The organism is Nocardioides jejuensis, from assembly GCF_004337475.1.
Lineage (GTDB): Bacteria > Actinomycetota > Actinomycetes > Propionibacteriales > Nocardioidaceae > Nocardioides > Nocardioides jejuensis.
This window is the reverse complement of sequence record NZ_SJZJ01000014.1, coordinates 25,159-51,767: the sequence shown is the minus strand read 5'-3', so window position 1 is coordinate 51,767 and position 26,609 is coordinate 25,159. Positions and strand designations below refer to the sequence as shown.

32 protein-coding genes and 1 riboswitch are annotated in these 26,609 nt (G+C 71.1%); of the genes, 15 read left to right on the top strand and 17 right to left on the bottom strand.

Annotation, left to right across the window (positions count from 1 at the left end; genetic code table 11):
- Positions 1-37: 37 nt before the first annotated feature.
- On the top strand, positions 38-1,111 hold the full coding sequence (locus tag EPD65_RS09575; protein ID WP_131583513.1) for an FAD-dependent oxidoreductase: 1,074 nt from the start codon (positions 38-40) through the stop codon (positions 1,109-1,111).
- A gap of 3 nt (positions 1,112-1,114) precedes the next feature.
- Here EPD65_RS09575 and EPD65_RS09570 read toward each other — a convergent pair whose 3' ends face one another.
- The 3 genes from EPD65_RS09570 to EPD65_RS09560 all read right to left on the bottom strand — a co-directional run bounded on the left by EPD65_RS09570 (position 1,115) and on the right by EPD65_RS09560 (position 2,468).
- Complete coding sequence (locus tag EPD65_RS09570) at positions 1,115-1,486, bottom strand: PLD nuclease N-terminal domain-containing protein (RefSeq protein WP_131583512.1); 372 nt, start codon at positions 1,484-1,486, stop codon at positions 1,115-1,117.
- A 9-nt stretch (positions 1,487-1,495) separates the two neighbouring features.
- On the bottom strand, positions 1,496-2,146 hold the full coding sequence (locus EPD65_RS09565) for a YdeI/OmpD-associated family protein (RefSeq protein WP_131583510.1): 651 nt from the start codon (positions 2,144-2,146) through the stop codon (positions 1,496-1,498).
- Between the two features lie 61 nt (positions 2,147-2,207).
- The gene (locus EPD65_RS09560) at positions 2,208-2,468 is read right to left on the bottom strand and encodes a hypothetical protein (protein ID WP_131583508.1); all 261 of its coding nucleotides are present in this window, start codon (positions 2,466-2,468) and stop codon (positions 2,208-2,210) included.
- A gap of 174 nt (positions 2,469-2,642) precedes the next feature.
- On the opposite strand from EPD65_RS09560, the gene EPD65_RS09555 reads away from it, so the two are divergent.
- From EPD65_RS09555 to thiC, 9 genes are all read left to right on the top strand, one after another.
- Positions 2,643-3,260: a carboxymuconolactone decarboxylase family protein gene (locus EPD65_RS09555; protein WP_243640529.1), complete on the top strand. Its 618-nt coding sequence runs from the start codon at positions 2,643-2,645 to the stop codon at positions 3,258-3,260.
- A complete protein-coding gene (locus tag EPD65_RS09550; protein ID WP_131583506.1) occupies positions 3,257-4,141 on the top strand; it encodes an RNA polymerase sigma-70 factor in 885 nt (294 codons plus the stop codon). The genes EPD65_RS09555 and EPD65_RS09550 overlap by 4 nt, the downstream gene beginning before the upstream one ends.
- A 21-nt stretch (positions 4,142-4,162) precedes the next feature.
- A riboswitch (TPP riboswitch) is annotated at positions 4,163-4,272 on the top strand.
- A 1-nt stretch (position 4,273) separates the two neighbouring features.
- A complete protein-coding gene (locus EPD65_RS09545) occupies positions 4,274-4,900 on the top strand; it encodes a thiamine phosphate synthase (RefSeq protein WP_207891493.1) in 627 nt (208 codons plus the stop codon).
- A complete protein-coding gene (gene thiO, locus EPD65_RS09540) occupies positions 4,897-5,940 on the top strand; it encodes a glycine oxidase ThiO (protein WP_131583504.1) in 1,044 nt (347 codons plus the stop codon). The genes EPD65_RS09545 and thiO overlap by 4 nt, the downstream gene beginning before the upstream one ends.
- On the top strand, positions 5,937-6,140 hold the full coding sequence (gene thiS / locus EPD65_RS09535) for a sulfur carrier protein ThiS (protein WP_131583502.1): 204 nt from the start codon (positions 5,937-5,939) through the stop codon (positions 6,138-6,140). The genes thiO and thiS overlap by 4 nt, the downstream gene beginning before the upstream one ends.
- A gap of 19 nt (positions 6,141-6,159) precedes the next feature.
- Positions 6,160-6,957: a thiazole synthase gene (locus EPD65_RS09530; protein WP_279387559.1), complete on the top strand. Its 798-nt coding sequence runs from the start codon at positions 6,160-6,162 to the stop codon at positions 6,955-6,957.
- Complete coding sequence (locus EPD65_RS09525; RefSeq protein WP_131583500.1) at positions 6,954-7,556, top strand: thiamine phosphate synthase; 603 nt, start codon at positions 6,954-6,956, stop codon at positions 7,554-7,556. The genes EPD65_RS09530 and EPD65_RS09525 overlap by 4 nt, the downstream gene beginning before the upstream one ends.
- Positions 7,550-8,410 carry a bifunctional hydroxymethylpyrimidine kinase/phosphomethylpyrimidine kinase gene (thiD, locus tag EPD65_RS09520; RefSeq protein ID WP_165872956.1) on the top strand — a complete coding sequence of 287 codons (861 nt, stop codon included), beginning with the start codon at positions 7,550-7,552 and terminating at the stop codon, positions 8,408-8,410. The genes EPD65_RS09525 and thiD overlap by 7 nt, the downstream gene beginning before the upstream one ends.
- Positions 8,407-10,194, top strand: a complete 1,788-nt coding sequence (gene thiC, locus EPD65_RS09515; protein WP_131583499.1) for a phosphomethylpyrimidine synthase ThiC — start codon at positions 8,407-8,409, stop codon at positions 10,192-10,194. The genes thiD and thiC overlap by 4 nt, the downstream gene beginning before the upstream one ends.
- Before the next feature lie 146 nt (positions 10,195-10,340).
- On the opposite strand, the gene EPD65_RS09510 is transcribed toward thiC, so the two are convergent.
- Together EPD65_RS09510 and glpX are read right to left on the bottom strand one after the other, a co-directional pair.
- Complete coding sequence (locus EPD65_RS09510; RefSeq protein WP_243640528.1) at positions 10,341-11,252, bottom strand: alpha/beta fold hydrolase; 912 nt, start codon at positions 11,250-11,252, stop codon at positions 10,341-10,343.
- Between the two features lie 66 nt (positions 11,253-11,318).
- Positions 11,319-12,341, bottom strand: a complete 1,023-nt coding sequence (glpX, locus tag EPD65_RS09505) for a class II fructose-bisphosphatase (protein WP_131583497.1) — start codon at positions 12,339-12,341, stop codon at positions 11,319-11,321.
- 78 nt (positions 12,342-12,419) lie between these two features.
- On the opposite strand from glpX, the gene EPD65_RS09500 reads away from it, so the two are divergent.
- Positions 12,420-13,025 carry a DUF4245 family protein gene (locus EPD65_RS09500; protein WP_131583495.1) on the top strand — a complete coding sequence of 202 codons (606 nt, stop codon included), beginning with the start codon at positions 12,420-12,422 and terminating at the stop codon, positions 13,023-13,025.
- A gap of 3 nt (positions 13,026-13,028) precedes the next feature.
- Here EPD65_RS09500 and EPD65_RS09495 read toward each other — a convergent pair whose 3' ends face one another.
- Together EPD65_RS09495 and xseA are read right to left on the bottom strand one after the other, a co-directional pair.
- A complete protein-coding gene (locus EPD65_RS09495) occupies positions 13,029-13,241 on the bottom strand; it encodes an exodeoxyribonuclease VII small subunit (RefSeq protein WP_131583493.1) in 213 nt (70 codons plus the stop codon).
- Complete coding sequence (xseA, locus tag EPD65_RS09490) at positions 13,234-14,484, bottom strand: exodeoxyribonuclease VII large subunit (protein ID WP_131583491.1); 1,251 nt, start codon at positions 14,482-14,484, stop codon at positions 13,234-13,236. The genes EPD65_RS09495 and xseA overlap by 8 nt, the downstream gene beginning before the upstream one ends.
- 57 nt (positions 14,485-14,541) lie before the next feature.
- Here xseA and EPD65_RS09485 point away from each other — a divergent pair, with 57 nt between their 5' ends.
- From EPD65_RS09485 to EPD65_RS09475, 3 genes are all read left to right on the top strand, one after another.
- Positions 14,542-16,359, top strand: a complete 1,818-nt coding sequence (locus tag EPD65_RS09485) for a coiled-coil domain-containing protein (protein WP_131583489.1) — start codon at positions 14,542-14,544, stop codon at positions 16,357-16,359.
- Positions 16,360-16,436: 77 nt separating this feature from the next.
- Complete coding sequence (locus tag EPD65_RS09480) at positions 16,437-17,444, top strand: 4-hydroxy-3-methylbut-2-enyl diphosphate reductase (protein ID WP_131583487.1); 1,008 nt, start codon at positions 16,437-16,439, stop codon at positions 17,442-17,444.
- Positions 17,444-18,067, top strand: coding sequence for an L-threonylcarbamoyladenylate synthase (locus tag EPD65_RS09475; RefSeq protein ID WP_131583485.1), 624 nt, complete (start codon positions 17,444-17,446; stop codon positions 18,065-18,067). Before EPD65_RS09480 ends, EPD65_RS09475 begins: the two co-directional genes overlap by 1 nt.
- Here EPD65_RS09475 and EPD65_RS16275 read toward each other — a convergent pair.
- The 7 genes from EPD65_RS16275 to EPD65_RS09445 form a co-directional block, all read right to left on the bottom strand.
- Entirely contained in the window at positions 18,001-18,480 is a 480-nt protein-coding gene (locus EPD65_RS16275) for a DUF6542 domain-containing protein (protein ID WP_165872955.1), read from the bottom strand. The two genes, EPD65_RS09475 and EPD65_RS16275, sit on opposite strands and share 67 nt — an antisense overlap.
- Positions 18,481-18,930: 450 nt before the next feature.
- Positions 18,931-19,080 (bottom strand): hypothetical protein, encoded by a 150-nt coding sequence (locus EPD65_RS16270; protein WP_165872954.1) that lies wholly within the window; start codon positions 19,078-19,080, stop codon positions 18,931-18,933.
- A 149-nt stretch (positions 19,081-19,229) separates the two neighbouring features.
- Entirely contained in the window at positions 19,230-20,006 is a 777-nt protein-coding gene (locus EPD65_RS09465; protein WP_131583483.1) for an exodeoxyribonuclease III, read from the bottom strand.
- A 22-nt stretch (positions 20,007-20,028) separates the two neighbouring features.
- Positions 20,029-20,625 carry a TetR/AcrR family transcriptional regulator gene (locus EPD65_RS09460; RefSeq protein ID WP_243640527.1) on the bottom strand — a complete coding sequence of 199 codons (597 nt, stop codon included), beginning with the start codon at positions 20,623-20,625 and terminating at the stop codon, positions 20,029-20,031.
- 13 nt (positions 20,626-20,638) lie between these two features.
- Positions 20,639-21,580: a sterol desaturase family protein gene (locus EPD65_RS09455; protein ID WP_131583481.1), complete on the bottom strand. Its 942-nt coding sequence runs from the start codon at positions 21,578-21,580 to the stop codon at positions 20,639-20,641.
- A gap of 74 nt (positions 21,581-21,654) precedes the next feature.
- Positions 21,655-22,806: a zinc-binding dehydrogenase gene (locus EPD65_RS09450; protein ID WP_243640526.1), complete on the bottom strand. Its 1,152-nt coding sequence runs from the start codon at positions 22,804-22,806 to the stop codon at positions 21,655-21,657.
- Positions 22,807-22,816: 10 nt separating this feature from the next.
- Positions 22,817-23,452 carry a TetR/AcrR family transcriptional regulator gene (locus EPD65_RS09445; protein ID WP_243640525.1) on the bottom strand — a complete coding sequence of 212 codons (636 nt, stop codon included), beginning with the start codon at positions 23,450-23,452 and terminating at the stop codon, positions 22,817-22,819.
- Positions 23,453-23,555: 103 nt separating this feature from the next.
- Here EPD65_RS09445 and EPD65_RS09440 point away from each other — a divergent pair, with 103 nt between their 5' ends.
- Positions 23,556-24,662: an oxygenase MpaB family protein gene (locus tag EPD65_RS09440; RefSeq protein WP_207891492.1), complete on the top strand. Its 1,107-nt coding sequence runs from the start codon at positions 23,556-23,558 to the stop codon at positions 24,660-24,662.
- A 73-nt stretch (positions 24,663-24,735) separates the two neighbouring features.
- Here EPD65_RS09440 and EPD65_RS09435 read toward each other — a convergent pair whose 3' ends face one another.
- The 3 genes from EPD65_RS09435 to EPD65_RS09425 form a co-directional block, all read right to left on the bottom strand.
- Positions 24,736-25,788, bottom strand: coding sequence for an NAD-dependent epimerase/dehydratase family protein (locus tag EPD65_RS09435; protein WP_207891491.1), 1,053 nt, complete (start codon positions 25,786-25,788; stop codon positions 24,736-24,738).
- An 83-nt stretch (positions 25,789-25,871) separates the two neighbouring features.
- Entirely contained in the window at positions 25,872-26,129 is a 258-nt protein-coding gene (locus tag EPD65_RS09430) for a hypothetical protein (RefSeq protein WP_131583477.1), read from the bottom strand.
- A 98-nt stretch (positions 26,130-26,227) separates the two neighbouring features.
- Positions 26,228-26,482, bottom strand: a complete 255-nt coding sequence (locus tag EPD65_RS09425; protein ID WP_131583475.1) for a hypothetical protein — start codon at positions 26,480-26,482, stop codon at positions 26,228-26,230.
- Positions 26,483-26,609 lie beyond the last annotated feature (127 nt).

Here is a 26,609-nt window from a genome sequence, read left to right as displayed (position 1 = left end):
CCCGGAATCGCGGCGCGGGTGTCGGCGTTCTGTCCCCGTGCACACGTACGACGCGGTGGTGATCGGAGCCGGACAGGCGGGACTGTCCGCGGCGTACCACCTCAAGCGGCTGGGCATCGACCACGTCGTCCTCGATGCCGACGACCGTGCAGGCGGTGCCTGGCAGCACCGCTGGGACTCGCTCACGATGAACGACGTCCACCGTGTCGCGGACCTGCCGGACGCGGCGGCGCCCGGTGGCTCCGCCGACAGGGCGAACGTCGTGGTGCCGGCGTGGTTCGCGCGCTACGAGGCGCTGCACGACCTGCCTGTGGTCCGGCCGGTGGCCGTCGACCGGGTGACCAGCGAGGGTGATCTGCTGGTCGTCCACGCCGGCCCGCGCCGCTGGGTGACCCGCACTCTGATCAACGCGACCGGCACCTGGACGAGGCCCTTCGTGCCGTACTACCCGGGCGCCGAGACGTTCCGCGGGGAGCAGGTGCACACGGCGGACTACCCGGGCCGTGACCACTTCCGTGGCAAGCGGGTGCTGGTCGTCGGTGGGGGTGCCTCGGCAGTGCAGTTCCTCGGCGAGCTGGCGCCGCTCACGGACACGCTGTGGGTGACCCGCCGCGAGCCGGTCTGGCGAGATGGCTTCGACGCGTCCGTCGGTCGTGACGCGGTGACGCTCGTGCAGCAACGGGTCGCGCAGGGCCTGCCACCGGCCAGCGTCGTGAGCGTGACGGGTCTGGCGCTGCGACAGCAGGAGCGGGAAGCGGAGCGTCTCGGCGCCTACGCCGCGCGGCGACCGATGTTCACGCGGATCGAGCCGGACGGCGTGCGCTGGGCGGACGGCGCTTTCGAGCCCGTCGACGTGATCCTCTGGGCGACCGGCTTCCGGCCGGCGGTCGATCACCTCGCTCCGCTGCACCTGCGTGGCCCGGAGGGCGGCATCCAGCTGCTCACGACGGGGCAGGACGTGCAGACCGCGGTCACGGCTGCGCGCGACCCGCGGGTCCAGTTGGTCGGCTACGGCCCGTCGGCCAGCACGATCGGCGCGACGCGCGCAGGACGCGCGGCAGCGCAGGCGGTGCGCACCTACCTCGGCGCGGCCGGTGAGCAGACCGCCTGAGCCTCACTCCTGGGGCGCGTCGGGGTCCTGCTTCTCGGCCTTGCGCTTCTCCTCGGCGTAGCGACGGCGCTGCTCCTCGGCGCGCTCGCGGACCTTGCGCAGGAAGGCCTCGTCGTCGTCGGGGTTGGTTGCGGTCGCGCGACCCGGGCGGTCGTACTCCGGGAAGCCGGGCGGCGCCCACTGCCGCGAGGCGTCGGCCGTCGGGCGGCCGGCCACGAGCCAGGCGATCCCGCCGGCGAGCGGCACGATCAGGATGAGCAGGATCCAGGCCCACTTCGGCAGGTTGCGGACCCGGTGCTCGGGCGCCGAGATCGCATCGACGAGGCAGAAGATCATCAGGATCAGCTCGACGAGGAAGGGGAGTGCGCGGATCATGCGGTCAGGCTAGGCCTGTGCGGCCGCCGCTGCGGCCCGTTCGACCCACTTCGGCTGCTCGCCGTAGCGCTGCGAGGGGATCACCCGGCCGGCGGCGTGGTCCTCGAGCAGCTGTGCCATCCGTCGATCGCGGGTCGCCTGCTGCTTGGCCCCGTTGACCCACACCACGCAGATCTTCCGGTACGACGGAGTCGCGATCTCCCAGAACGCGGTGGCCTTCGCGTCGGCTGCCATCAGCGCGAGATATGCCTCGGGGAGCACGGCTTCGCCGTCGTGCTCGTGGGTGTAGCCGGACGGAGCGATCTTGCGGGCCGCGAAGACCGCGAGGCCGGAGGGCTGCATCCGCCCCTCGGCGGTCAGGCGCTCGACCGCAGCGATGTTGATCCGGCTCCAGCTGCTGCCGGGTCGTCGTGGCGTCCACCGCTGGCGCACGGCGTCGTCGTCGATCCGCTCGACCTTCGAGTCGATCCAGCCCCAGCAGAGCGCCTCGATGACGGCGTCCTCCCAGGTGAGGCCGCGGTCGGCGACATGCTTCTTGCGCAGGCCCATCCAGAGGTCGGGCGCGCTGTCGTGGTGGGCCGCCAGCCATTGCGCGAACTCGGCCGGACCGCTGAAGAAGAGCGCGGGGCGCTCGGGGCTCCCGCCGGGTGTGCCGCTCATGGCATCACTCTGTCACCGCTCACCGACAGCCCGGCGCCGTCGGCCCGTGGAGGACGTGGGTTCAGCGGGTGCCGCGCACCCCGATGCCGACCGAGGGCTCGGTGTCGCCCGTGCGGCGCAGCTCGTCGTAGCGCGCGGTGCGCATCGCCTCGACGTGGGCACGGCGTGCCTCGGCCAGCGCGTGGAGTCGCTGGAGGACGAGCTCCTCCGGGTCGGTCTCGTGACCGCGGTGCGTCTCGTTCGGCGTCAACGTCGCGATGACCTGGAGCGCACAGAAGAGCGCCAGGACACCGACAAAGCCGACAGAAAGGACAACGAGCACGGACACGAAATTAGAACTGGAGAGCCCGGCTGGCCAGTCAGAACGCGAATGCGCGACGCATGTCACCCCTGCCGTCTGGACCACCTGCAGAGGTCACCTCACGCCGCGCTGTCACATCCGGGGCCCGGCCGGTGTCTTCATGTCATCCCATCCGGAACCGACCCAGGAGGAACCATGACCACCGGAACCATGACCACCCGCATTCCCGCCACCGAGATCTCGGGCCTGAAGGGCGCGATCGTCCGGAGGTTCAGCACGAAGATGTTCGGCAAGGTGCCCGAGTCGCTCGGCGTGATGTGGCACAACCAGCCCGTCCTCAACGCGTCCATGGGGTTCGGGCAGAAGCTGACGAAGTGGGACCGCTGCGACCCCGGCCTCAAGGCCTTCGCGCACATGGCGGTCGCGTCGTACATCGGCTGCAGCTGGTGTCTGGACTTCAACTACTTCATGGCCCGGCACGAGGGGCTCGACCTGGTGAAGGCACAGCAGGTCCCGTGCTGGCGCGAGTCCGACGTCTTCACGGCGCTGGAGCGCGACGTCCTGGGGTACGCCGAGGCGATGAGCGCCACGCCGGTGGAGGTCACGGACGAGCTGGCCGCCAGGCTGCTTGACGCGCTCGGTCCGGCGGCGCTCGTCGAGCTGACCAGCGTGATCGGCTTCGCCAACCTCACCACCCGCGGCAACGTGGCGATGGGCATCGAGTCGGAGGGATTCGCCGATGCCTGCGGCATGAAGCCCCTGGCCTCGCGTCCCGAGGCTGGTCAGCGCGCGGGAGTAGCGTCGCCGGCATGAGCGCCACCGCCCTCGGGGACGACCCGTTCGTCGCTCACCGCAGCCTGCTCTTCACCGTTGCCTACGAGATGCTCGGCTCCGCGGCCGACGCCGAGGACGTCGTGCAGGAGGCCTGGCTGCGGTGGGCCGAGGTCGACCGGGCGACGGTGCGTGACGCGCGGGCGTATCTCGTCCGGGTCGTCACGCGGCAGGCGCTCAACCGGCTCCGGACGCTGAGCCGCCGCCGCGAGGAGTACGTCGGCGAGTGGCTGCCGGAGCCGCTCCTGACCGCTCCCGACGTGGCCGAGGACGTCGAGCTCGCGGAGAGCGTCTCGATCGCCATGCTGACGGTGCTCGAGTCGCTCACGCCGACCGAGCGGGCGGTCTTCGTCCTGCGGGAGGTCTTCGACCTGCCGCACGACGAGATCGCCGAAGCGGTCGGCAAGACCTCGGCGGCGGTGCGCCAGATCAGCAGCCGCGCGCGCAACCACGTCGACGCGCGCCGGCCGCGGATGCAGGTGAGCCGCCGCGAGCAGCGGGAGGTGGTCGACCGGTTCATCGCAGCGGTGACGACCGGGGACCTCCAGGGACTGCTCGACGTGCTTGCGCCGGACGTCGTCCTGCTCGCGGACGGTGGCGGCGTGGCCAACGCCGTACGGATGCCGATCATCGGTGCCAAGAAGGTCGCCAACCTGCTCCGTCCTTTCCCGCGGGTCTCGGTCAACCCGACCGTCGATGTCTTCGCGCTCAACGGCGGTGTCGGCGTACGGATCGACGACGAGGTGGGCGGGCCGACGATCGTGAGCGTCGAGATCGTCGCGGGCCGGATCACCCGGATCTTCGCCATGCGCAACCCGGAGAAGCTCGGGTGGCTGGACGAGGCGACGGAGCTGCGGAGGTAGTGCGCTAAGGTCGCAGGCGAACAAGAACACACGGGAGTCCGCGGCAGTGGACTGAGAGGGAGCTGGAGCCGCTCCGACCGTCGAACCTGATCCGGGTAATGCCGGCGATAGGGACGTGAAGGAGTGCACCTCGTGGTGCCCCAGCTGATGTGCCTGGTGTCGTCCGTCGACGACCTCGCGCTGCTGCCTGCCCTCGCGATGGCGGGCGTCGACGCCTTCCAGGTGCGCGACAAGACCCTCGAGCGCGACGGCCTGATCGCGTTGACCAACCACGTGATGAACCTCGTGCCCGCCGCGAAGGTGATCGTCAACGACCGCATCGACGTCGCGGTGATCACGGGCGCCGACGGCGTCCACGTCGGGGCGAGCGACCTCCCGGTGGCCGACGTCCGGTCCATGGTCGGGCGGGCGCAGGCACGCGGCTTCCTCTCGGACCGCTTCCTGATCGGTGCCACCTGCCGTACGGCGGCCGACGTACGCGCCGCGGGTGACCTCGGCGCCTCGTACGTCGGAGTCGGACCGGTCTTCGCCACGACCTCGAAGGACGGGCTGCCCGATCCGCTCGGGGTGGAGGGCATGGGAGCCGCCGTGGTGCCCGGGGGAGTGCCGGTGCTCGGCATCGGCGGCATCACTCCCGACAACGCGGCCCGGGTGGTGGCCGGGGGAGCGCACGGGGTCGCCGTCATCGGTGGCATCTGGGCGATGCCGGATCCGGTCGCTGCAGCGCGCGCGCTTGCTTCGGTGGTGCGGACGCGATGAAGGTCAGGGTGCTCGGCGCGGGCGTCATCGGCCTCGCCTCGGCGGCCGAGCTGCTGCGTCGCGGTCATGACGTCACGGTGATCGACCCGTCGCCGGGCTCCGGTGCGTCGTACGCCGCAGCCGGGATGCTCTGCCCTGCCGGGGAGCTGTGGCACGGCGAGGACGACCTCTGGCGCCTCGGCCGCGCGTCGGCTGCGCTGTGGCCCGCCTTCGCCGCTGACCTGGGGGTACCCCTCCACCGCACGGGCACGGTGCTGGCCGCGGCCGACGCCGCCGACCTGCAGGAGGTCGACCGCCAGCTCGCCCTGCTGGCCTCCGCCGGGATCACCGCGGAGTCGCTGTCGCGGCGCGAGCTGATGGCGCGCGAGCCCGGACTGGGTCGGGTCGTCGGCGGCGCCTACCTGCCTGACGACCACAGCGTCGACCCGCGTGCCGTCGTTGCCGCGCTCCTCGCACGTGTGCCCGTCACGCGCTCCGCGGTCGCCGACATGGCAGATCCTGCGCGCGACATGGCAGATCCTGCGTACGACGCGACCGTCGTGGCGACCGGTGCGACGCTCCCGGAACCGTTCGCCCAGCTGGTCCGTCCGGTTCGCGGCGAGATCCTCCGGGTGCGCACTGACGACGGCCCGCGGCAGGTGGTCCGCGGCCTCGTGCACGGTGAGTCCGTCTACGTCGTGCCGCGCGCAGGCTCGACGGAGGTGGTCATCGGGGCGACGTCCGAGGAGCACGACGGCGAGGCCGAGGTGACCGTCGAGGGGGTTCACCGCCTGCTGGACGCAGCGCGCGAGCTGCTGCCGTCGCTCGACCGGGCGACGTTCGTCGAAGCCATCGCTCGCAACCGCCCGGGCACCCGCGACAACCTGCCGCTCGTCGGGCCGAGCGGGGTTGACGGCGTCGTGCTCGCCGCCGGGCACTACCGCCACGGCGTCCTGCTGGCGCCGCTCACGGCCCGCCTCGTCGCGGACCACCTCGAGACCGGAGCGATCGACGCGGCTCTCGACCCGCGCCGGTTCGCCCGCGAAGGAGCCAACGCATGAACCTGACCGTCAACGGATCTCCACACGCGTGCGCCGGCGCTGCCACCGTGGCGTCCCTCGTGGCTGACCTGCTCGGCGGCCCCGTCCGGGGCAGCGCGGTTGCCGTCAACGGCGAGGTCGTGCCCCGCGCGGTGCACGCCACGACCACGCTGAACGACGGCGACGTCGTCGAGATCGTCACGGCGGTGCAGGGTGGCTAGCACCCCGACGGACAGCTCGCTGCGCTCCCGCTCCGCCAGCGGCCCCGCGCACGCTGACGCACTGGTCATCGCGGGCGTGGAGCTCGCGTCCCGACTCTTCCTCGGCACGGGCGGACTCCCGCGGCCGGCCCTGCTCGACCCGGTCCTGGAGGCCGCACGACCGGGGCTCGTCACGGTCTCGATGCGGCGCGCCTCGGGCACGTCCGACGGTGGCCTGCTCGGGACGCTGGCGGGCCACGGCGTACGACTGCTGCCGAACACGGCCGGGTGCCGCACGGCGCGCGAGGCCGTCCTCACCGCCGAGCTCGCCCGCGAGGCGCTGCAGACCGACTGGGTGAAGCTCGAGGTGATCGGCGACGAGGTCTCGCTGCTCCCCGACGCGATCGAGCTGCTGGACGCCGCCGAGCAGCTGGTACGCCGCGGCTTCGTCGTCCTGCCGTACACGACCGACGACCCGGTCCTGGCCCGGCGCCTCGAGGACGTGGGCTGCGCAGCGGTGATGCCGCTCGGGTCGCCGATCGGCTCCGGGCTCGGCCTGCTCAACCCGCACGCGATCGAGGCGATCGTCGCCGGGGCCTCCGTCCCGGTCGTGCTCGATGCCGGGGTCGGCACTGCGTCCGACGCCGCACGGGCCATGGAGCTGGGCTGCTCCGCAGTGCTGGCCGCGACGGCGATCACCCGCGCCGACGATCCGGTGCTGATGGCGCGGGCGCTGAGCCTGGGGGTCGAGGCCGGGTACGCCGCCCGCCAGGCCGGCCGGATCCCGCGCCGGGCCACCGCCCGGGCGTCGTCGCCCACGACGGGACTGGTGTCGTGAACCTCGACCTGCGCGACCACCGCCGGAGGCTGCTCCTCCTCACCGATCGCAGCCAGTTGCCGCTCGGACGGTCGCTGGTCTCCCTCGTCGCGGACTGCGTCGAGGCGGGCCTGACGCACGTCGTCGTACGCGAGCTGGACGAGACGGAGCTGTCCCGGACGGCGCTCGTCGCGGCGCTGACCGAGGTCGGCGCGACGGTGATCTCGGCCCACACACCGCTCTACGGGGCGGCCGGCGTCCACCTCCCGGCGGATCCCGCCGTCGTGGCGCCGCGCGACCTGCCCTGGGGGCGGTCGTGCCACTCCGCCACTGAGGTGCACGTCGCCGCCGCTGCCGGTGCGTCATGGGCGACCCTGTCGCCGTTCGCCGCGAGCGTCTCCAAGCCCGGCTACGCGGCCCTCTCCCCGGAGGAGTACGCCGCGTCGGGTGCGGCCGGCATCCCCGTCTTCGCCCTGGGTGGCATCACGCCGTCGACGGCCGCTGATGCGATCGGGGCAGGTGTCGACGGCCTCGCGGTCATGGGTGCGGTGATGCGTGCCGCGGACCCGGCTGCCGTCGTTCGCGAGCTGCTCGATCTGCTCGAGGACGCGCCGTGGTGACGCCTCGCGTCGCCCTGACCATCGCGGGCACGGACTCCGGTGGTGGAGCCGGGATCGCGGCCGACCTCGCGACGTTCGCGGACCTCGGGCTGCACGGTGCATCGGTGGTCACCGCCGTGACGGCACAGGACACCGTGGCGGTGCACGCGATCCACCCGGTGCCCTTCGACGTCGTCGCCGCGCAGCTCCTTGCGGTGCTCGATGACCTCGCGCCCGCTGTGGTCAAGACCGGCATGCTCGGAACGGCTGAGGTCGCGCGGCTCGTCGCCGGCTGGTGCGCGGCGGACGCCTCGCGCGCTCTCGTCGTGGACCCGGTCCTGCGTGCCACGACCGGGGCGGCGCTGGCAGGTGATGGTCTGGTGGCGGCCTACGTCGACGACCTGCTCCCCGTGGCCACGGTCGTCACGCCCAACGCTGCCGAGGCCCGCATGCTGCTCGGCCTCGCCGCCGATGACCCGACCCCCGTCCGGGCGCTGGCGGCCTCCCTCGCCGACAAGCTCGACGGTCCCGTCGTGCTGCTGACGGGTGGGCCGGAGGTGGCCCCGGGTGTCGTCGCCGGCAGCCCGGCCAGCTGCGTCGACTGGCTCGCGGCCCCCGGCAGCGAGCCGGTGCCGATCGAGCACGCAGCCGTCGCCACCACCAACGACCACGGCACCGGCTGCACCTACGCCAGCGCCGTGGCTGCCCTGCTCGCCCGGGGCGCCGACCTGCCCACCGCCGCGCGCGACGCCGCGGCGTACGTGACCGACCGCCTGACCCTCAGCAGCACCTGGACCCTGGGCCGCGGACGCGGACCCGTCGCCCACACCATCCCCACGGGCAATCCCGCCCCGTCCCCCGAGGAGACCGCATGACCGCCACCGACGCAGAGCGCACGACCATCGAGCGCGTCGAGACGAGCCCCTTCCACGAGCCGGTGCACCCGGCCCACAGCCGCGTCCTCAAGGGCGACCTCGGCGTGCCGGTCACGCGTGTCGACCTGACCAACGGTGCGACCTTCGACCGCTACGCGACCGAGGGCCCGGGTTCGCAGCCCGAGGTCGGCCTGCCGCTCCTGCGCCAGGAGTGGATCGAGGACCGCGAGGACACCGAGGAGTACGACGGCCGCGAGGTGCAGCTCCTCGACAACGGCAAGGCGGCGCTGCGTTCCGGCGTACACCGGGAGCAGTGGCAGGGCCGTGCGTACAAGCCGCGCAAGGCCAGGCCGGGCAAGAACCTCAGCCAGATGCACTACGCCAGGCAGGGCATCGTGACGCCGGAGATGGAGTACGTCGCGGTCCGCGAGGGCTGCGACGTCGAGCTGGTGCGCTCGGAGGTCGCTGCCGGTCGCGCGATCATCCCCAACAACGTCAACCACCCCGAGTCCGAGCCGATGATCATCGGCCGGAAGTTCCTGGTGAAGGTCAACGCCAACATCGGCAACTCGGCGGTCACGTCCTCCATCGCCGAAGAGGTCGAGAAGCTGACCTGGGCGATCCGCTGGGGCACCGACACCGTCATGGACCTGTCGACCGGCGACGACATCCACACCACCCGCGAGTGGATCATCCGCAACAGCCCGGTCCCGATCGGCACCGTCCCGATCTACCAGGCGCTGGAGAAGGTCAACGGCGAGGCCGACAAGCTGACCTGGGAGATCTTCCGCGACACCCTGATCGAGCAGGCCGAGCAGGGCGTCGACTACATGACGATCCACGCCGGCGTGCTGCTGCGCTACGTCCCGCTGACCGCCAACCGCGTCACCGGCATCGTGTCGCGCGGCGGCTCGATCATGGCCGGCTGGTGCCTCGCGCACCACGAGGAGAACTTCCTCTACACGCACTTCGACGAGATCTGCGAGATCTTCCAGCAGTACGACGTGGCATTCTCGCTCGGCGACGGCCTGCGCCCCGGCGCGACCGCGGACGCCAACGACGCCGCCCAGCTCGGTGAGCTGCGGACGCTGGCCGAGCTCACCAAGCGCGCCTGGGAGTACGACGTCCAGGTCATGGTCGAGGGCCCTGGCCACGTCCCGCTCAACCTGGTCGAGGAGAACGTCGTCCTGCAGCAGGACTGGTGCCACGGCGCGCCGTTCTACACGCTCGGGCCGCTAGTGACGGACATTGCACCTGGCTACGACCACATCACGTCGGCCATCGGCGCCGCGACCATCGCGATGCACGGCACCGCGATGCTCTGCTACGTCACGCCGAAGGAGCACCTCGGCCTGCCCAACCGTGACGACGTGAAGACCGGTGTCATCACCTACAAGCTCTCGGCGCACGCAGCCGACGTGGCCAAGGGCCACCCGAACGCCCGTGATTGGGACGACGCGCTGTCGCACGCGCGCTTCGAGTTCCGCTGGCGCGACCAGTTCGCGCTGTCACTCGACCCGCACACGGCCGAGGCGTTCCACGACGAGACGCTGCCGGCGGAGAACGCCAAGACCGCGCACTTCTGCTCCATGTGCGGCCCGAAGTTCTGCTCGATGCGGATCTCGCAGGACGTGCGCGACCGCTTCGGCGCGGACCTGACTCCCGCCGACCAGGCCGCGCTCGACGCGTCCGCGCTCACGGAGGAGGGCAAGGCCGGCATGCAGGCGAAGTCCGCCGAGTTCGTCGAGCTCGGCCGCTCGGTCTACGTGGAGCCCACCGCCTGACCCACCGCCGAGACGGGGCTCGTGCCGCGCCGAGACGGGCCTAGTGCAACGCCGAGACGGGGCTTGTGCCGCGCTTCGCGGCACAAGCCCCGTCTCGCGTTGGCACGGGCCTCGTCTCAGCGCGGCACAGGCCCCGTCTCGGCGGATCAGGCGGCGCGGTCGGCCGTGGCCGTGATCGACCGGACGAACGTCGCCCACAGGGCGCGCGGCAGGTCGTGGCCCATGCCGTCGATGAGGAGCAGGTCCGCGCGGGCAGCGCGGGCGGTCGCACGACCACCCGAGACATGCACCATCTTGTCCGCGCGTCCGTGGATGACGGTCATCGGCACCGTCACCGCGGCGAGGCGGCGGGAGCGGTTGGGCTGGGTCAGGATCGCCATCATCTGGCGCATCACGCCCGAGGCGGAGATGCCGCGGTCGTAGGTGTCGAGCGCCCGCGCCCTCACCTCGTCGAGCGCGGTCGGATAGCCCGGCGAGCCGATGAAGCTCCAGAACGCAGCCGTCGCATCGGCGTACGCCTCGCGCCCGCGTCCGGGTGAACGCAGCAGCTTGGGGATCAGCGTCGGGTGCTGGAAGCCGACGCGACGGTCGCCGGTCGTCGACATCACCGACGTCACCGACCGCACGCGCGTCGGGTGTTCGATCGCCATCGTCTGCACGATCATGCCGCCCATCGACATGCCGCAGACGTGGGCACTCTCGATGCCGAGGTGGTCAAGGATCGCGATGCCGTCGGTGGCCAGGTCCGAGATCGAGTACGGCGCCTGGACCGGCCGTCCCAGGAAGGCCTTGATCAGGTCGCCGCGGGCCACGCGCCCCTCGGCGCGGAACGAGCGACCGGTGTCGCGGTTGTCGTAGCGGATGACGAAGAAGCCCGCCTCGACCAATGCCTCGCAGAAGCCGACCGGCCACCAGATCATCGGACCCGACAGGCCCATGACCAGCAGCAGCGGACCGCGCGGTGCTGCGTCCGGCGTGCCGAAGGTCTGGAAGCAGATCTCCTGGCCGTCACCGACGGGGGCGAAGAGCTCGTCGGAGACGGTGATCGATTCAGTCACGACGCCAGTGAAGCACCAACGGCCCGCGACATGAGTCGCGGGCCGTCGGAAAAGTTCGCGGTCGGATCAGTGACCGAAGTCGATGCCCGAGTAGGCACGCAGCTTGCCGAGGCGGTGCTCGGAGGTGATCCGGCGGATCGTGCCGGAGCGACCGCGCATGACGAGCGAGTCGGTGGTCGCGCCGCCGGCGCGGTAGCGGACGCCCTGCATGAGCTCGCCGTCGGTGATACCGGTCGCGACGAAGAAGCAGTCGTCGCCGGTGACCAGGTCCTCGGTGTGCAGGACGAAGTCGGGGTCGAGGTTGTGGCCCGCGTCGATGGCGCGCTGGCGCTCCTCGTCGTCGGTCGGCCACAGGCGACCCTGGATCGTGCCGCCGAGGCACTTCATCGCGCAGGCGGTGATGATGCCCTCCGGCGTACCGCCGATGCCGAGCAGCAGGTCGATGCCGGTGTCGGCCTTGGCGGCCATGATGGCGCCGGCGACGTCGCCGTCGGAGATGAACTTGATCCGGGCACCCGCGTTGCGGATCTCCTCGGCGAGCTTGTCGTGGCGCGGACGGTCCAGGAGCACGACGGTGACGTCCTCCTTCGCCGTGCCCTTCGCCTTGGCGATCAGGCGGATGTTCTCCGCGACGGGGAGGCGGATGTCGACGACGTCGGCGGCCTCGGCGCCGGTGACGAGCTTGTCCATGTAGAAGACAGCGGAGGGGTCGTACATCGAGCCGCGCGGGGCAGCCGCGAGGACGGCGATCGCGTTGTTCATGCCCTTGGCGGTGAGCGTGGTGCCGTCGATCGGGTCGACCGCGATGTCGCACTCGGGGCCGGTGCCGTCGCCGACCTTCTCGCCGTTGAACAGCATGGGGGCTTCGTCCTTCTCGCCCTCACCGATCACGACGGTGCCGTTCATGCTGACGCTCGAGATCATGACGCGCATGGCGTTGACCGCGACGCCGTCAGCGCCGTTCTTGTCGCCCTTGCCGACCCAGCGACCGGCGGCCATCGCCGCAGCCTCCGTGACGCGCACGAGCTCGAGGGCGAGGTTGCGGTCGGGGGCTTCGGGGTTGACGCTCAGGTCGAGGGGGGCGTTCATACCGCAGATGTTATCGGCCCGTGACCGCCACCCGACCCCCGACGCGCACCGGTGGGCCTGCCTTGCGAGGATGGGCACATGGCCCAGGGAAGTGCGCGGTACGAGCGCAGCGCCGCCGGCATGGTCGGCGCACTCATCGTCACGCTCCTCGTGATCCTCGCGTTCGTGGCGTTTCGCGCCATCAACCGCGACCCGCTGTCCGTGCACCCGGACAAGGTCGACTACCTCCAGGTGGTGAAGGACCTGCAGGGTGCCGGAGGCCTCGACCCGGCCTACCCGGCCGAGCTGCCGAAGGGCTGGAGCGCCACCCGGGCCGTCTACAACGCCGACAACCTGGCGTGGGAGCTCGACCTGCTCACCGCCGACGGCAGGTACATCGGCCTGCGCCAGGCGATCGTGCAGAGCGCCGGCGACCTGCTCGAGGAGTACGGCTACGAGCAGGTCCACGAGGGCGCGACGATCGGCATCGACAGTGCCATCTCGCCGGAGTGGAAGACCTGGACGTTCAAGGGGCACAGCGACGACACGGCGTACACGGCGAACCTGGGCGTCCAGTGGGGCGACGAGCCGAACCCGTCGCGCGAACGCGGCAAGGGTCAGACCCTGCTCGTCTTCGGCGGGGCATCGCCGAAGGAGCTGCAGCAGTTCATCGGGCTGCTCGCGCAGGACCCGCTCAAGGGCTGACCGTCAGTCGCCCTGGCGCTCGGCGACGACATCGTCGAGCCGCTTGCGGGCGCCGTCGAGCCACTCCTGGCAGCGCTGGGCCAGCGCCTCGCCGCGCTCCCACAGGGCGAGCGACTCCTCGAGCGTGGTGCCGCCGGTCTCGAGCCGCTGCACGGTCTCGACGAGCTCGTCTCGAGCCGCCTCGTAGGAGAGGTCGGCGACGGGGGTGTCAGACATGGTCGGATCCTTCGGTGGCGAGGTCGGGGGAGTGGTCGGCGGAAACGGTGGCGGCGATGCGTCCGTCGCTGACCCGGATCGTGACGGCCGCGCCTGCGTGCACCTCGCCGACGGCGGTCACGACGTGGCCGGCGTGGTCCTGCAGCACGGCATAGCCACGCTCGAGGGTTGCCAGCGGGGAGAGGGCGCGGGCCCGCGCCCGGTGGTGGCTGATCTCGTCGGCGGCACGGTCGAGGCGGTGGGCGACCGTGCGACGCGCGCGCTCGGCAAGGGCGCTGACCTCGCCCGCACGGTTGTCGAAGAGCGAGCGCGGTGTGGCGAGCGAGGGGCGCGAGCGGACCATGTCGAGGCGGGCCTGCTCGTTGGCGAGCCGGCCCTCGATCGCCCGGTGCAGCCGCGATCGCGCCGTGCCGAGCAGCGCCATCTGCTCCGCCATGTCGGGCACCACGCGCTTGGCAGCGTCGGTCGGGGTCGCGGCCCGCACGTCGGCGACCAGGTCGAGCAGCGGCTGGTCGGGCTCGTGCCCGATCGCGGAGACGACCGGGGTGCGGACCTTGTGGACCGCCCGGATCAGGGTCTCGTCGCTGAACGGCAGCAGGTCCTCGACCGACCCGCCGCCGCGCGCGATCACGATGACGTCGACGTCACCGTCCTTGTCGAGGCGCTCGACGCCCGCGATCACCTCCGCGACGCACCGGGTGCCCTGCATGGCGGCGTGGGCGATCTCGAAGGTGACCGCCGGCCACCGTCGTCGGGCGACCTCGAGGACGTCGCGCTCGGCAGCCGAGTTGGGCGCAGTGACGAGGCCGACCTTCGTCGGCAGGAACGGCAGCGATCGCTTGAGCTTGGGCGCGAAGAGGCCCTCGGCCGCGAGCAGCTGGCGTCGGCGTTCGAGGCGGGCGAGCAGCTCACCGAGACCGACCATCCGGATGTCGCGGGCCTGGAGGGACAGGGTGCCGCGCGGGGCATAGAACGTCGGCTTGGCATGGACCACGATCGAGGCGCCCTCGACGAGTGGCGGGTTGAGGCTGTCGAAGAGCACCCGCGAGCAGGTCACCGGGATCGAGATGTCGGCAATCGGGTCGCGCAGCACCATGAAGACCGTCGCCATGCCCTGGCGCCGGCTCACCTGCGCCACCTGCCCCTCGACCCACACCGCGCCGAGTCGGTCGACCCATCCCGAGATCGCCTGCGCGATCTGCCGGACCGGAGCCGGAGCCTCCAGGGACGTGTCGAGAGCCATGCCCGCAGCCTAGGTGTTTGGACCGACATGCCGGGTCTCCACCGATAGCCTTCCGCCATGGCTTCTTCCGACATTCCTCCCACCGACATCACTGAGTCGGGCGGGTCGTTCTGGCGCCGCCGCAAGGGCGTCGAGCTGACGATCGAGGAGGCGAACGACCGCGCCTTCGCGGCCACCGCAGCGGCCGAGCGCGCCCAGCAGCTCCGTCTGGCGGCTGAGCGTGCCGCCCAGGAGCAGTCGGCCGAGCGCATCGCGTCGGAGCAGTCGGCCGCCGCGGCGATCCTGGCCCGCCAGGAGGCGGAGGCACGCGCCACCACCCTCGCCGAGCGCGCCGAGCAGGCGTACGCCGCCCGCGAGGCCGCCGAGCGTTCCCTCGTCGACCTCGCCCGCGAGCGTGAGCAGGGCGAGATCGAGATGCGCGCCCACCTCGAGCAGCTCCAGGCGCAGGTGAAGGCGGCCGAAGCAGCGCGACTCCAGGCCGAGAAGGCCACCGCTGACCTCACCGAGGCGCGGCTGCAGGCCGAGGCCGCCGTGACCGAGGCGCAGCAGGCCCGCGCCGAGGCCGACGCCGCCGCCGCGGAGCAGGCCCGCCTCGTCGCCGAGGCGCACGAAGCCCGCGCGGCCGCCGAGAAGGCGCTGCAGGAGCTGACCGAGCAGGCGCACGCGGAGCAGCAGCTCCGTCTCGAGGCCGAGACGTCCGCCAAGGACGCGGCCGGGCGTGCCGCGCAGGCTGCGGACGCCGAGGCCGCCGCACGCGCCTCCGTCGCCGAGCTCGCCGAGGCGACGCGCACCGCTGCGGACGCGCGCACGCTCGCCGACACCCAGGCCGCGGAGCACGCCGACCAGGCGAAGGCTGCCCACCAGGCCCGGACGGCTGCCGAGGCCGCCGCCACGGCCGCCGCGAAGGCACGCACCGCCGCCGAGCAGGCTGCCTCTGCACAGGCCGAGGCCGCCGCGAAGGCGCTTGCCGAGCGCGAGCTCGCCGAGAAGGCTGCCGTCGACCAGGCCGCCCTCGCCGAGCACGCCCAGTCCCAGCGAGAGGCCGCCGAGCAGCACGCTGTCGAGCGCGCCGAGGCGGCTGCCGCCGCTCTCGCTGCGGAGGAGGAGGCGCACGCCAAGGTCGCCGGCCTTGCCGGTGAGCTCGAGTCCGCGACGGTTGCCCGCACCGCGGCCGAGACCGCTGCCGGGGAGCAGGCGGAGGCCCGCACAGCCGCCGAGAAGGCTGCGACGGAGGCCGCCGAGGCACGTGCTGCTGCCGAAGAGGCTGCCCGGACTGCTGCGGAGGCCGCCCAGGCTGCCGCCGACGCCCAGCGCGAGGCGCACGCCACCGCGCAGGCGGAGATCGAGCGCGTCCAGGCCGCCGCCACCGCCGAGGTGGAGCGCATCCAGACCAGCCTGACCGAGCAGTCCGCCGCCACCGATGCCGCTCACACCGCGCGGCTCGAGGCGGAGGCAGGCGCTGCCGCATCTGCCGAGGCGCGAGCCGCGGCCGAGCAGGCCCTCGAGGAGAAGACCCTCGAGCGCGGCAAGGTCGAGGCGACCGTCCTGCACCACACGGAGGTCGCGCAGGACGCGCTCGGCGCCCGCCGCGACGCCGAGGTCCGGGCCGCCCAGCTCGCCACCGAGCTGCAGGAGACCCGCGCGGCGTACCTCGCGCACGTGGAGCAGACCCACGGCTGGTTCCGCACGCGTCTGCTCGTCTTCACCGTCGTGCTGCTGGTCGCCGCGCTCGCTGCCGCGGTCGTCGGCGGCTGGCTGATCGGCCAGGACGGCAAGCTCCCGTACGCCGGGGCGGCCATCGCTGGCGCCGTGGTGCTGGCGGGCCTGGCTGCCCTCGGGCGGACCGGCCCGCGCGGCCGCGACTTCGACAACTGATCCGAGGTTGTCCGCCTGAGCGATGCCACCATGGCGCGGCTCAGGCGGACGACCTGGAGCCGCCTAGACTGAGCGCCATGAGCGCTGACCTGGGCCTGCCGCCCGTCCTGACGCCCGACCAGGCCGAGAAGGCGGTGCGCCTGGCCGCCCCGCGCGGCTACTGCGCGGGCGTCGACCGCGCGGTGATCACCGTCGAGAAGGCGCTCGACCTCTACGGTGCGCCGGTCTACGTGCGCAAGGAGATCGTCCACAACAAGCACGTCGTCGGCGACCTGGCCGCGCGCGGCGCGATCTTCGTCAACGAGCTCGACGAGGTGCCCGCGGGCGCGACCGTCGTCTTCTCGGCCCACGGCGTGAGCCCGGCGGTCCACGCGGAGGCCGAGGAGCGCAACCTCAAGACGATCGACGCCACCTGCCCGTTGGTCACCAAGGTGCACCTCGAGGCGGTCCGCTTCGCCAAGGAGGACTTCGACATCCTGCTGATCGGCCACGCCGGTCACGAGGAGGTCGAGGGCACGATGGGCGAGGCGCCCGACCACACCCAGCTCGTCGAGGGCCCGTGGGATGTCGACAAGGTCGTCGTCCGCGACCCGAAGCGCGTCGTCTGGCTCTCGCAGACCACGCTCTCCGTCGACGAGACGATGGCCACCGTGAAGGCGCTGCGCGAGCGCTTCCCGGAGCTGCTCGACCCGCCGTCGGACGACATCTGCTACGCCACGCAGAACCGCCAGCTCGCGGTCAAGGAGATCTCGCCCGGCACCGACTTGGTGATCGTCGTGGGCTCCGCCAACTCCTCCAACTCGGTCCGTCTTGCCGAGGTGGCCCTCGAGGCGGGCGCCCACGCGGCGTACCGGATCGACGACGCCTCCGAGATCGACGAGGCCTGGCTGACCGGTGTCTCCACCGTCTCCGTGACGAGCGGCGCGAGCGTGCCCGAGGAGCTCGTGCAGGGCGTCATCTCGTTCCTCAAGGAGCGTGGCTACCCCGATGCGACGCAGGTGCACACGGCCGAGGAGTCGCTGATCTTCGCCCTCCCGCCGGAGCTCCGCAAGGACCTCAAGGCAGCCGAGCAGGCGACGCGCTGATGGCCCGCTACATCGACGTCCACCCGGAGAACCCGCAGCCGCGCGTCATCGAGCAGCTCGTCGAGCTGCTCAAGGGCGACGCCCTGATCGCGCTGCCCACCGACTCGGGCTACGCGCTGGTCTCGCGCCTGGACAACCACGACGGCAAGGACCGGATCCTCACGATCCGCGGCCTCGACGACAAGCACCACTTCACGTTGCTGTGCAAGGACTTCAGTCAGCTCGGCACGTTCGTGCACGTGGACAACCACGTCTTCCGGGCGATCAAGGGCGTAACGCCGGGGCCGTACACGTTCATCCTCGAGGCCACCAAGGAAGTCCCGCGGCGCCTCATGCACCCGAAGAAGAAGACCGTCGGTGTGCGGATCCCCGACCACGCGATCGTGCACGCCCTGGTCGAGGCGATGGGGGAGCCGCTGATGGCCTCCACCCTGATCCTCCCCGACGAGGTCGAGCCCCGCTCGATGGGCTGGGACATCAAGGAGGAGCTCGACCACCTGGTCGATGCGGTGGTCGAGGCCGGCGAGTGCCCGGCCGTGCCGACGACGGTCGTCGACTACTCCGACGGCACGCCCGAGGTCGTACGCCGCGGCGCCGGCGACCCCGACCGCTTCGAGGACTGACGCGGTCGGGCCAGGCCTGCCGCGATGCGCTTGCGCCGGATCTGGAGGAACGCCAGGCACCCGGCGTAGCCGAGGAAGAGCGCCCAGGAGTGGAGCGCCAGCCCGGAGAACGTCGCCTGCACGATGCCGTCGTCCGCACGGGCGATCACCGACGGGTCGTCGGCGGCGATCAGGACGAAGAGCGCCAGCATCAGCAGCGGTGGCGTCACGCTGATCGGGAAGAAGTCTCGCGGGTGGACCCGCAGAGCGAGCGCCGGAGCGATCAGCACGAACCCGATGTCGAAGATGACGCCGAGGCCGCGCCCGACCACCAGGTCCAGTGCAGCGACCGTGAGGGTGAGCGCAACGCCGAGGAGCACCACCCGGCGCGCCGGCTCGGTGCCCTCGTCCCAGATCGTTGGAGCGGCGGTCACACGGTCACGGTATGCCCCGGCACCGACACTCTCTGAACTGACCCGCCGCAGGTGGCCCGGTGCAGCACCGGCGCGGTGCCACAGGGCCGGGTTGCTGGCGCGGCCCGGCCGCGCGATCGCGGCCCTGTGCGATCCCGCACGTGTGAGACGACGCGCCGGTGACAACCGCGCCATCGGCGCGTCGTCTCGCACGTGCGCAATCCCGAAAAGCTCAATGAGCGGCGCGCGCTCCTCGTGCTCGATGAACGCATCGACTCGCCGCACGTCGTAGCCGCCAGCGGACCGGAGTAGATCTTTGCCTGGGTGAAGATCTGGTCGCTTGCCCGTCGACTCAGCCGACGAAGTCGTCGCCCTGGTGAAGACTTCGACGGGTCGATGAGCCAACAGCGCCAAAGACCTTCGCAACCGCCGCGGACGAGGTTCAGCCAATGTCCCCGGGTAGGGCACTCCTCAGGCGGCGCGCCGCTCGTTCATGACTGCGGCAATAGCTGCAACAAGAGCGACGGTGACGAGGACGTGACGGCCGGGGCCGTCGATGACCTGGCTTCCGGTGGTGCAGCCAGCGGCCGCAGCAACGAGGGCAACGGTTCGTGTCTTCATGGACCGGAACCTAGGGATCAGGCCCGACACAAGGTGATCGCGGCCCTGCGCAATCACGCACGTGCGAGATGACGCGCCGGCGATGACCGCTCCATCGGCGCGTCGTCTCGCACATGCGCAGGTCCGCAGAGCTCGCCGCCGGCCGCGGCTCAGTCGGCGATGTCGAAGACCACCGGCGCGTGGTCGGACGGCGCGCCAGCGAAGACGGTGGGGTCGCGCTCCTCGCGGTCGATGAACGCATCGGTCACCCGCGAAGCGAGCGACGGCGAGCAGACGGCGAAGTCGATCTTCAGACCGCGGTCCCGCTCGAAGCGCTGCCGGTAGTAGTCCCAGTACGTGTAACCAGCCGCGTGCGTGCGGGTCACCTCGTTCCACCCGTCCTCCGCGAACGCCGCGAACGCTGCGCGCTCCGCCGGCGTCACGTGCGTGGAGTTGCGGAACTGCGAGAGGTCGAAGACGTCGTCGTCGGTGGGGCAGATGTTCCAGTCACCCACGAGCGCGGTCGGCTGGTCGCGCCACGCACCGGCCGACGCGCGCAGGGCGGCCAGCCACTCCAGCTTGTACGCATAGTGCGGGTCGTCGGGCTTGCGGCCGTTGGGCACGTACAGCGACCACACGCGTACGCCGCCACAGGTCGCGCCGAGCGCCCGGGCCTCGGAGGCGTCCTTGAACTGCGGCATCCCGTCGAAGCCGACCTCGACGTCCGAGATGCCCACGCGCGAGACGATCGCGACGCCGTTCCACTGGTCGTAGCCGACGGCGGCGACCTCGTAGCCGAGCATCTGCAGGCCCATCTCGGGGATCTGGTCGACCTTGGCCTTCGTCTCCTGGATGGCGAGGACGTCGATGTCGTGCCGCTGCAGGAACGCCTCGACACGGTCGATGCGGGTCCTGAGCGAGTTGACGTTCCAGGTGGCGATGCGCATGGGACCGAAGCCTAGAGCGACCTCAGTCGACGAGCGTCGCCAGGATCCGGCCGCAGCGCTCGGCCATCTCGGCAGCGCTGCGGTCGGGGTGGCGCTGCCACCAGTGGACGACGGCGGTGACGGCGCTCATCCAGATGCTGGTGAGGATCTCGCGGTCGTCGGCCTCGAGGCCGGAGAAGCGGTCCAGGCTGGCCACACCGCGGCTGGCCTGCTCCGCGATGGTGCGCCGCTGGACCCGGAGGGCGTCGGCGGCCGCGGTGCCGCTGGGGGCGGTGCGGTCGTTGAGGACGTTCCAGTCCTGCTGACGTCCCTCGAGCCCCTCGAAGATGGCTGTGAGCGTCGCGAGTGCCATGGCGTCGGGTCCGAGCGGCGAGGTGATGACCTGCTCGATCCGGTCGGCGAGGTTGGTGCCGGCGCGCGAGGCGCACGCGGCGTACAGGCCGTCCTTGGAGCCGAAGTAGGTCAGCACGAGTGCCTTGCTGACGCCGGCCCGGGCGGCGATCGCGCCCAGCGAGGCTCCCGCGTAGCCGGCCGCGCCGAACTCCTCCCGCGCCGCGTCGAGCAGCAGGGCCTCCCGCTGGTCGCGGGGCAGCTTGGCGGGGGAGCGGTCGGTCGTCACCGGACGAGACTACTCAGGCGGGGACCGGGGCGCCGTCGGCAGAGGTACGCCGCGCCGGGTCATCGTTCGCCGGAAGGACGGGTCGCCCGTCGACCGGGTTCCATCCCGGCGGGCCGAAGACGTAGCCGAGTCGCGCACGGAGCCCCGCGGCTGCCCGCACGTCACGCCAGATGTTGCGGTACTCGCCGTACTCGAGCTCGAGCAGGTTGTAGGTCTCGACAGGCGACGTCAGGCCGTACCTCGGGGTGAAGATCTCGGGCTGGAAGGTGCCGAAGAGCCGGTCCCAGACGATCAGGATGCCGCCGTAGTTGCGGTCCAGATAGATGTCGTCGGAGCCGTGGTGCACCCGGTGGTGCGACGGGGTGTTGAAGACGTACTCCACCGGTGCCCAGAGCCGGCCGATCCGCTCGGTGTGGCTGAAGAACTGGTAGACGAGGTTGCCGCCGAAGACGACGTAGATCATCCAGGGCTCGAAGCCGAGCAGGGGGAGTGGCAGCCAGAAGATCGCCTCGGACCACGGGTTCCACTTCTGGCGCAGTGCGGTGCCGAAGTTGAAGTACTCGCTGGAGTGGTGCGCCTGGTGAGCGGCCCAGCCGATCCGGACCACGTGCGAGAAGCGGTGGTTGCAGTACCAGGTGAAGTCGGTGATCAGGAGGAGTGCCGCCCAGCTCCACCAGGTGACGGGGATGTGCCACGGCGCCACCTCCTGCCACAGCCAGACGAAGAGGACGAGCGTGATCGTCTTGAAGAAGACCATCGCGACGAGGGCACCCGCGCCCATCGAGAGGCTGGTCCGGGTGTCGACGCTCAGGTAGCCGCGCTCGCCCGCGGCGGCGCGGTCGTTCGCCGCGTCCCAGGCGTAGAAGGCTGCCTCGATCGCGATGCACACCGCGAAGACGGGCAGCGCGAAGAGGATCGGGTTCTCGATCGCGTGCCAGAAGGCTGCGAGGTCCATGGCGTGACTCCTTGTTTGACCGATCGGTTAATTTACCGATCGGTCAAACGAAGGTCAACGCCGCGAGAGCGGAGTCACAGGGTCGGGTCGACGAGGATCTTCGCGTGCGTCTCCGGGTCGCCGAGGTCGGTGAAGGCCTGGTCCAGGTCACCGAGTCCGACCGTGCCCGTGTGCAGCGGCGACGGGTCGACCTTGCCGCTCGCGATGAGGTGCAGGGCGTGCTGGAACTCCTCCGGGTCGTAGGCGAAGACGAACCGGATCTCGTGCTCCTTGTTGAGCGCGAGCGTCGTGCGTACCGTGTCCGGCTCCATGCAGACGCCGACCCCGACGATCCGCGAGCGCACGGGCGCCGCCGCGAAGATCTGGTCGAGGATGCCGGGCACGCCGACGCACTCGAAGATGACCGGACCGGCCGGCGCGGCACCGAGCTTCTCGCCAGCCCGCATCACGCGGCCCCAGGGCAGCAGCGGCACCTTGCGCATCGCGCCGATCGCCGACAGGCCGAAGTCGGCGAGCTCGGTCACCGAGCCGACCGGCCCCTTCAGCTCGTACGCCGTCCACGGCGACTGCTCGCGCGGGTCGACGACCACGCTGGCGCCGCACTTCTTGGCCAGCTCGCGCCGCGTGGGGGAGAGGTCGGAGGCCACGATCGTCTTCACGCCCGAGGCCTTGAGCATCAGGATGACGGCGAGGCCGATCGGGCCGCAGCCGATGACGATGGCCGGTCGCTTGCCCACCGACCCGCGGCGTACTGCATGCCAGGCGACGGCGAGCGGCTCGGTGAAGGCGGCCTTGTCGTCGTCGACGCCGTCGGGCACCTCGAACGCGAAGGCCTCCTGCACGAGCAGGTACTCGGCGTACGCGCCGGGGGCGTCGATGTCGAAGCCGGTCATGTGGATCTCGTCGCCGTGCTTGACCATCGGGACGGCGACGACGCGGGTGCCCTTCTTCCAGGTCCGCTTCGTCCTCGGGCCGCGCGCGACGAGCTCACCGACGAACTCGTGGCCCATGACGACCTGCTGCGACGGCGCCATGATCGCCTCGTAGCCGAGGTCGCGGCCGAGCGCGTGCAGGTCGGCGGTGTGGGAGCGGGCGTGCAGGTCGGAGCCGCAGATGCCGGCCCGGACGACGCGCAGCAACAGCTGCCCCGGTCCGGGAGTCGGCACCGGGAGGTCGGTGACGCTGAACTGGCCCTGCTGGACGACGGCTGCCTTCATCGTGGACATGGCCGAGACGCTAGTCCTTGGGGAGCACCCGCAGGATGTTGGTCATCGCCTGGACCAGGCGCTCCTTGTCGTAGCGCGGCGGCTCCTCGAGGATCAGCCGCCCGAACTCCTCGGCCGTCACAAGGACCAGGTGCGACAGGATCTGCGGGTCGAGGTCGGGGCCACCGCGCAGGGCCATGCCGGCCTCGAGTCCCGAGCAGACGTACTGCCGGATCAGCTCACGCGTCTCGGCGACCCGCTCGCGGACGATCGCGGGGGCGCCCGCGTTGAGGTAGAGCACGGCGGCCCAGGTATCCGGGTCATCCTGGACGACGTCGATGATCCCCGAGGTCGCGCCGATCAGCCACGCGTCGATGTCGGTGGCGTCACCGCTCCGGTTGAGCAGCTGCATCGCCTGGCCGAGCGCCCGCCCCTGGGTGCGGTCGAGCAGCGCGTGCAGGAGCGGCTCGAGGCCGTCGTATGCACCGTAGACCACGGGCCGGGTCACGCCGGCCTCCTGCGAGATCGCCTCGATGGTGACGTTCTCGTATCCATCGCGGACCAACACGTGCAGCGCAGCATCGAGCAGTTGCTCCCGCCGCTCGTCGACGGGCACGCGCGCGGCGTACTTGCGGCGCGGTGTCTGTGACGCTGTGTCTCGGCTCACGTTGCCAAACGCTATCCGCGACGCGGCATCCCATGCGAACCTACGGGCCTGTAACAATTTTCTACGCCGCTGTAACAAGAGGCGCCCACGAAGGGGGAGTCGGATGCTCGGCATCAAGACCCGCACGCAGCTCATGAAGCAGTACGAGCCGATGGCCGACTACGGCTTCCTCGGTCCGGACTCGGTGTCCTGGAAGGTGTGGGGCCACCCCACGTCGTACGTCCTCGGGTTCGTGCGCGCGGTGACCATCGAGCACTTCGACCCGAACCTTGCCGCCGCGGTGATCCAGTCCGGTGGCGTGAAGTACCGCCCCGCGACCCGCTACGGCCGCACGCTGCGCTACTTCGGCCTCCAGCTCTTCGGCGGCGCCGAGCAGACCTGCAAGGCTGCCGACGTCCTGGTCAAGGTCCACTCGAAGGCGATCGGTCACGACCCGGTCACCGGCGGCACGTACGACGCCAACGACGGCGGCTCGCAGCTCTGGATTCACGTCACGGCGTGGCACTCGATCCTCAAGTGCTACGAGATGTTCGGTCCGGGCAAGCTGACCGAGGCCGAGGAGAACCGTTTCTGGGAGGAGATGCGCGAGGTCGCGAAGCTCCAGACCATCGATCCCGACCTGGTCCCCACCACGCGCGAGGCCGTCCACCGTTACTTCGAGGAGTGGCGCCCGCGTCTGGCCGCTTCCGAGGGCGCGCAGGACATGATCAAGTTCATCCTGCCGATCGACGTGGCCCTGCCCGTCGACGCTCCCGAGTGGAAGAAGAAGGCGCTCGCGCCGGCCATCTTCCTGTTGAGCAAGGCCGTGATCTCGACGTACCCGAAGCACATGCGCGACATGGCCGGCCTCCGCCAGGGCCCCCTGACCGACGCGGCGGTCCGTCTCCCGGTCAAGGCGATGCACGCGCTGCTGTACAGCAACCTCAACGTGCGTCTGTACTTCATGAACTTCATCGCGCCGCAGGCCGTCCCGGTCGCCGCGCCCGCGATCCTCGGCATCCCGCCGCTCTCGGACAAGGTCTGGGAGGTTCGCGAGGCGCAGGCGCACTTCGGCTTCGACATCCCGTCCGAGGCGCACCAGGACGTCCGCGAGAAGCAGCGCAAGCGCGTCTTCGAGAAGGGCCTGAAGCCCTCGGACGAGGGCCTCGTGGAGTCGCAGCAGCACATCGGAGCGATGGACGTGCACAACCCCGCCAAGCTCGGCGCCTGAGCCCCACCGACAACGGCAGACGCCCCCGGGTCCTCGACCCGGGGGCGTTGCTGTGTCGCGAGGACGGCTGCGGTCAGGCGCGCGTGATGCCGTCGTCGATCATCTGCTGGAAGTGCGCCTCGACCGACTCCGCCGCGGGACGGAAGATGACGCCGAGCTCCTTCGTCGTACGGCTGCTGTCGAAGGCGAGCGGGAAGCCGACGTTCTTCGCGATGAAGTCGCGGGTCTGGCCGACGAACGGCGCCACCAGCCACGCTCCCGCCTTCGGCGCCTCGAAGAGCGGGAACGACGGCCGGTATCCGAACTTCGCACGCAGGATCCGGCTGATCGTGAGCATCCGGATCGACTCGGAGTTGGTCAGGTAGCGCCCCTGTGCCTCCGGGGTGAAGCCCGCGGCGATGTGGGCGCGGGCCACGTCGCGCACATCGACGACGCCGAGCCAGAGGCGCGCGGTGCCGAAGGTCTGGCTGTAGTCGGTGAACATCTCCATCGTCGTCATCGAGCCCGAGACGCTGACCTTCGTCAGCGACGGACCGAGGACGAGGCCGGGGTGGATGGTGACCAGGTCCCAGCGGTCCTGTGCTGCCTGCCGGTCCCACGCCTCACGCTCGGCGACGGTCTTGGAGTACGAGTAGGGCTGGTGCTCGAGGCTGCTGGTGGCGTTCCAGTCGGCCTCGGTGAAGGTCCTCTTGCCGCGCATCTCGACGGCGTCGCCGTAGATGGCGACGACGCTGCTGGTCAGGACGACGCGCTTGACCGATGGCGTCGCGTCGACGCTGGTGAGCACGTTCTTCGTGCCCTCGAGCGCGGGCTCGACCAGGTCGGCGTACGCGTCCTTGACCTTGCCGACGAGGAACGGCGACGCCGTGTGGATGACGAGCTCGCAGCCGGCCATCGCCTCGGTGTAGCTGCCCTCGTCGAGGAGGTCGGCCTTGTGCAGCGTGAGTCGGCCGGGGTGGGCGGCGGCGAGCGCGTGCAGGTGCTCGAGGCCGGTCGCCTTGTCAGGGTTGCGGACGGTTGCCCGGACGGTGCGGCCGTCCTCCAGCAGGTAGCGGACGATCCAGCTCGCGACGTAGCCACTGCCGCCCGTGACGAGGACGGGGGCGGAGGGGTCGATGACAGTCATGCCTGCACGGTAGCAAGATGTTGCAACACTGAGTTACACATTGTGTACAGGAAATTACGGCCTTCGGTCGGGCCGGTGCGACGTCAGTCGCCGAGGCTGTGGCGCAGCCAGTGCGGCATCGGGCTCTTGGCGATGGCGACGCAGAAGGTCAGGCAGAGGGCGAAGAAGCCCAGGATGCCCTTGGCGATCGCGATGCCCGTGGACGTCTCGTCGATCACCGACACCACCGTCATGCCGACGATCAGTGCCTGGATCCCGATCAGGACGAACGCCTGCCACGTCACGGGGACCAGCAGCTGGCCGAGGTTGCGACGGTCGAACCAGTAGTGCATCTGCGCCATGTCGGGGAGACCTTTCGTCGGCTCTTCGTTGGGCCTGGCCCAACCGTGGCACAAGTCACGTCGCTGCGCGACGGTTGCCACACCGGAAAGTTCGGAAGTCAGTCGTCCTGGCCGACGTAGCGCCACTGCGGCGCCGGGCCCTTGAGGATCGCCATCCACAGCAGCGGGAACAGTGCGAACGCCGTGACGGCGCCGTACGCCGCAGCCGCGAGCACGCTCGGGGTGGCGCCGAGGGCGCCGGCGAAGGCGAGCGGCACGAGGATGAGGGAGACGGCGAGCGCCCACCCCTGCCAGGTGATCGGCGTCCAGCCGCGGCCTCGGGCGGTGCGGGCGAACCAGTTGTTGCGGGTCATCGTGGACTCCTCTCGGCGGCACGGGGTGGCGGCCTCTCCATCGGGGCTGCCTCGGCGATCCGTACTCTCCGCCGTCCCTGTTCCGCGGATTCGTCGGCGGGTGACGGGCGGCGTAACTCTTTGCTCA

Coding starts and splice junctions, on each gene's coding strand:
- EPD65_RS09570 (WP_131583512.1), bottom strand. CDS start 1,486: ATGATCCGCGCACTCCCCTTCCTCGTCGAGCTGATCCTGATGATCTTC.
- EPD65_RS09565 (WP_131583510.1), bottom strand. CDS start 2,146: ATGAGCGGCACACCCGGCGGGAGCCCCGAGCGCCCCGCGCTCTTCTTC.
- EPD65_RS09555 (WP_243640529.1), top strand. CDS start 2,643: ATGACCACCGGAACCATGACCACCCGCATTCCCGCCACCGAGATCTCG.
- EPD65_RS09550 (WP_131583506.1), top strand. CDS start 3,257: ATGAGCGCCACCGCCCTCGGGGACGACCCGTTCGTCGCTCACCGCAGC.
- thiO (WP_131583504.1), top strand. CDS start 4,897: ATGAAGGTCAGGGTGCTCGGCGCGGGCGTCATCGGCCTCGCCTCGGCG.
- thiS (WP_131583502.1), top strand. CDS start 5,937: ATGAACCTGACCGTCAACGGATCTCCACACGCGTGCGCCGGCGCTGCC.
- thiC (WP_131583499.1), top strand. CDS start 8,407: ATGACCGCCACCGACGCAGAGCGCACGACCATCGAGCGCGTCGAGACG.
- glpX (WP_131583497.1), bottom strand. CDS start 12,341: ATGAACGCCCCCCTCGACCTGAGCGTCAACCCCGAAGCCCCCGACCGC.
- EPD65_RS09500 (WP_131583495.1), top strand. CDS start 12,420: ATGGCCCAGGGAAGTGCGCGGTACGAGCGCAGCGCCGCCGGCATGGTC.
- EPD65_RS09495 (WP_131583493.1), bottom strand. CDS start 13,241: ATGTCTGACACCCCCGTCGCCGACCTCTCCTACGAGGCGGCTCGAGAC.
- xseA (WP_131583491.1), bottom strand. CDS start 14,484: ATGGCTCTCGACACGTCCCTGGAGGCTCCGGCTCCGGTCCGGCAGATC.
- EPD65_RS09485 (WP_131583489.1), top strand. CDS start 14,542: ATGGCTTCTTCCGACATTCCTCCCACCGACATCACTGAGTCGGGCGGG.
- EPD65_RS09480 (WP_131583487.1), top strand. CDS start 16,437: ATGAGCGCTGACCTGGGCCTGCCGCCCGTCCTGACGCCCGACCAGGCC.
- EPD65_RS09475 (WP_131583485.1), top strand. CDS start 17,444: ATGGCCCGCTACATCGACGTCCACCCGGAGAACCCGCAGCCGCGCGTC.
- EPD65_RS16270 (WP_165872954.1), bottom strand. CDS start 19,080: ATGAAGACACGAACCGTTGCCCTCGTTGCTGCGGCCGCTGGCTGCACC.
- EPD65_RS09465 (WP_131583483.1), bottom strand. CDS start 20,006: ATGCGCATCGCCACCTGGAACGTCAACTCGCTCAGGACCCGCATCGAC.
- EPD65_RS09455 (WP_131583481.1), bottom strand. CDS start 21,580: ATGGACCTCGCAGCCTTCTGGCACGCGATCGAGAACCCGATCCTCTTC.
- EPD65_RS09450 (WP_243640526.1), bottom strand. CDS start 22,806: ATGTCCACGATGAAGGCAGCCGTCGTCCAGCAGGGCCAGTTCAGCGTC.
- EPD65_RS09440 (WP_207891492.1), top strand. CDS start 23,556: ATGCTCGGCATCAAGACCCGCACGCAGCTCATGAAGCAGTACGAGCCG.
- EPD65_RS09435 (WP_207891491.1), bottom strand. CDS start 25,788: ATGACTGTCATCGACCCCTCCGCCCCCGTCCTCGTCACGGGCGGCAGT.
- EPD65_RS09430 (WP_131583477.1), bottom strand. CDS start 26,129: ATGGCGCAGATGCACTACTGGTTCGACCGTCGCAACCTCGGCCAGCTG.
- EPD65_RS09425 (WP_131583475.1), bottom strand. CDS start 26,482: ATGACCCGCAACAACTGGTTCGCCCGCACCGCCCGAGGCCGCGGCTGG.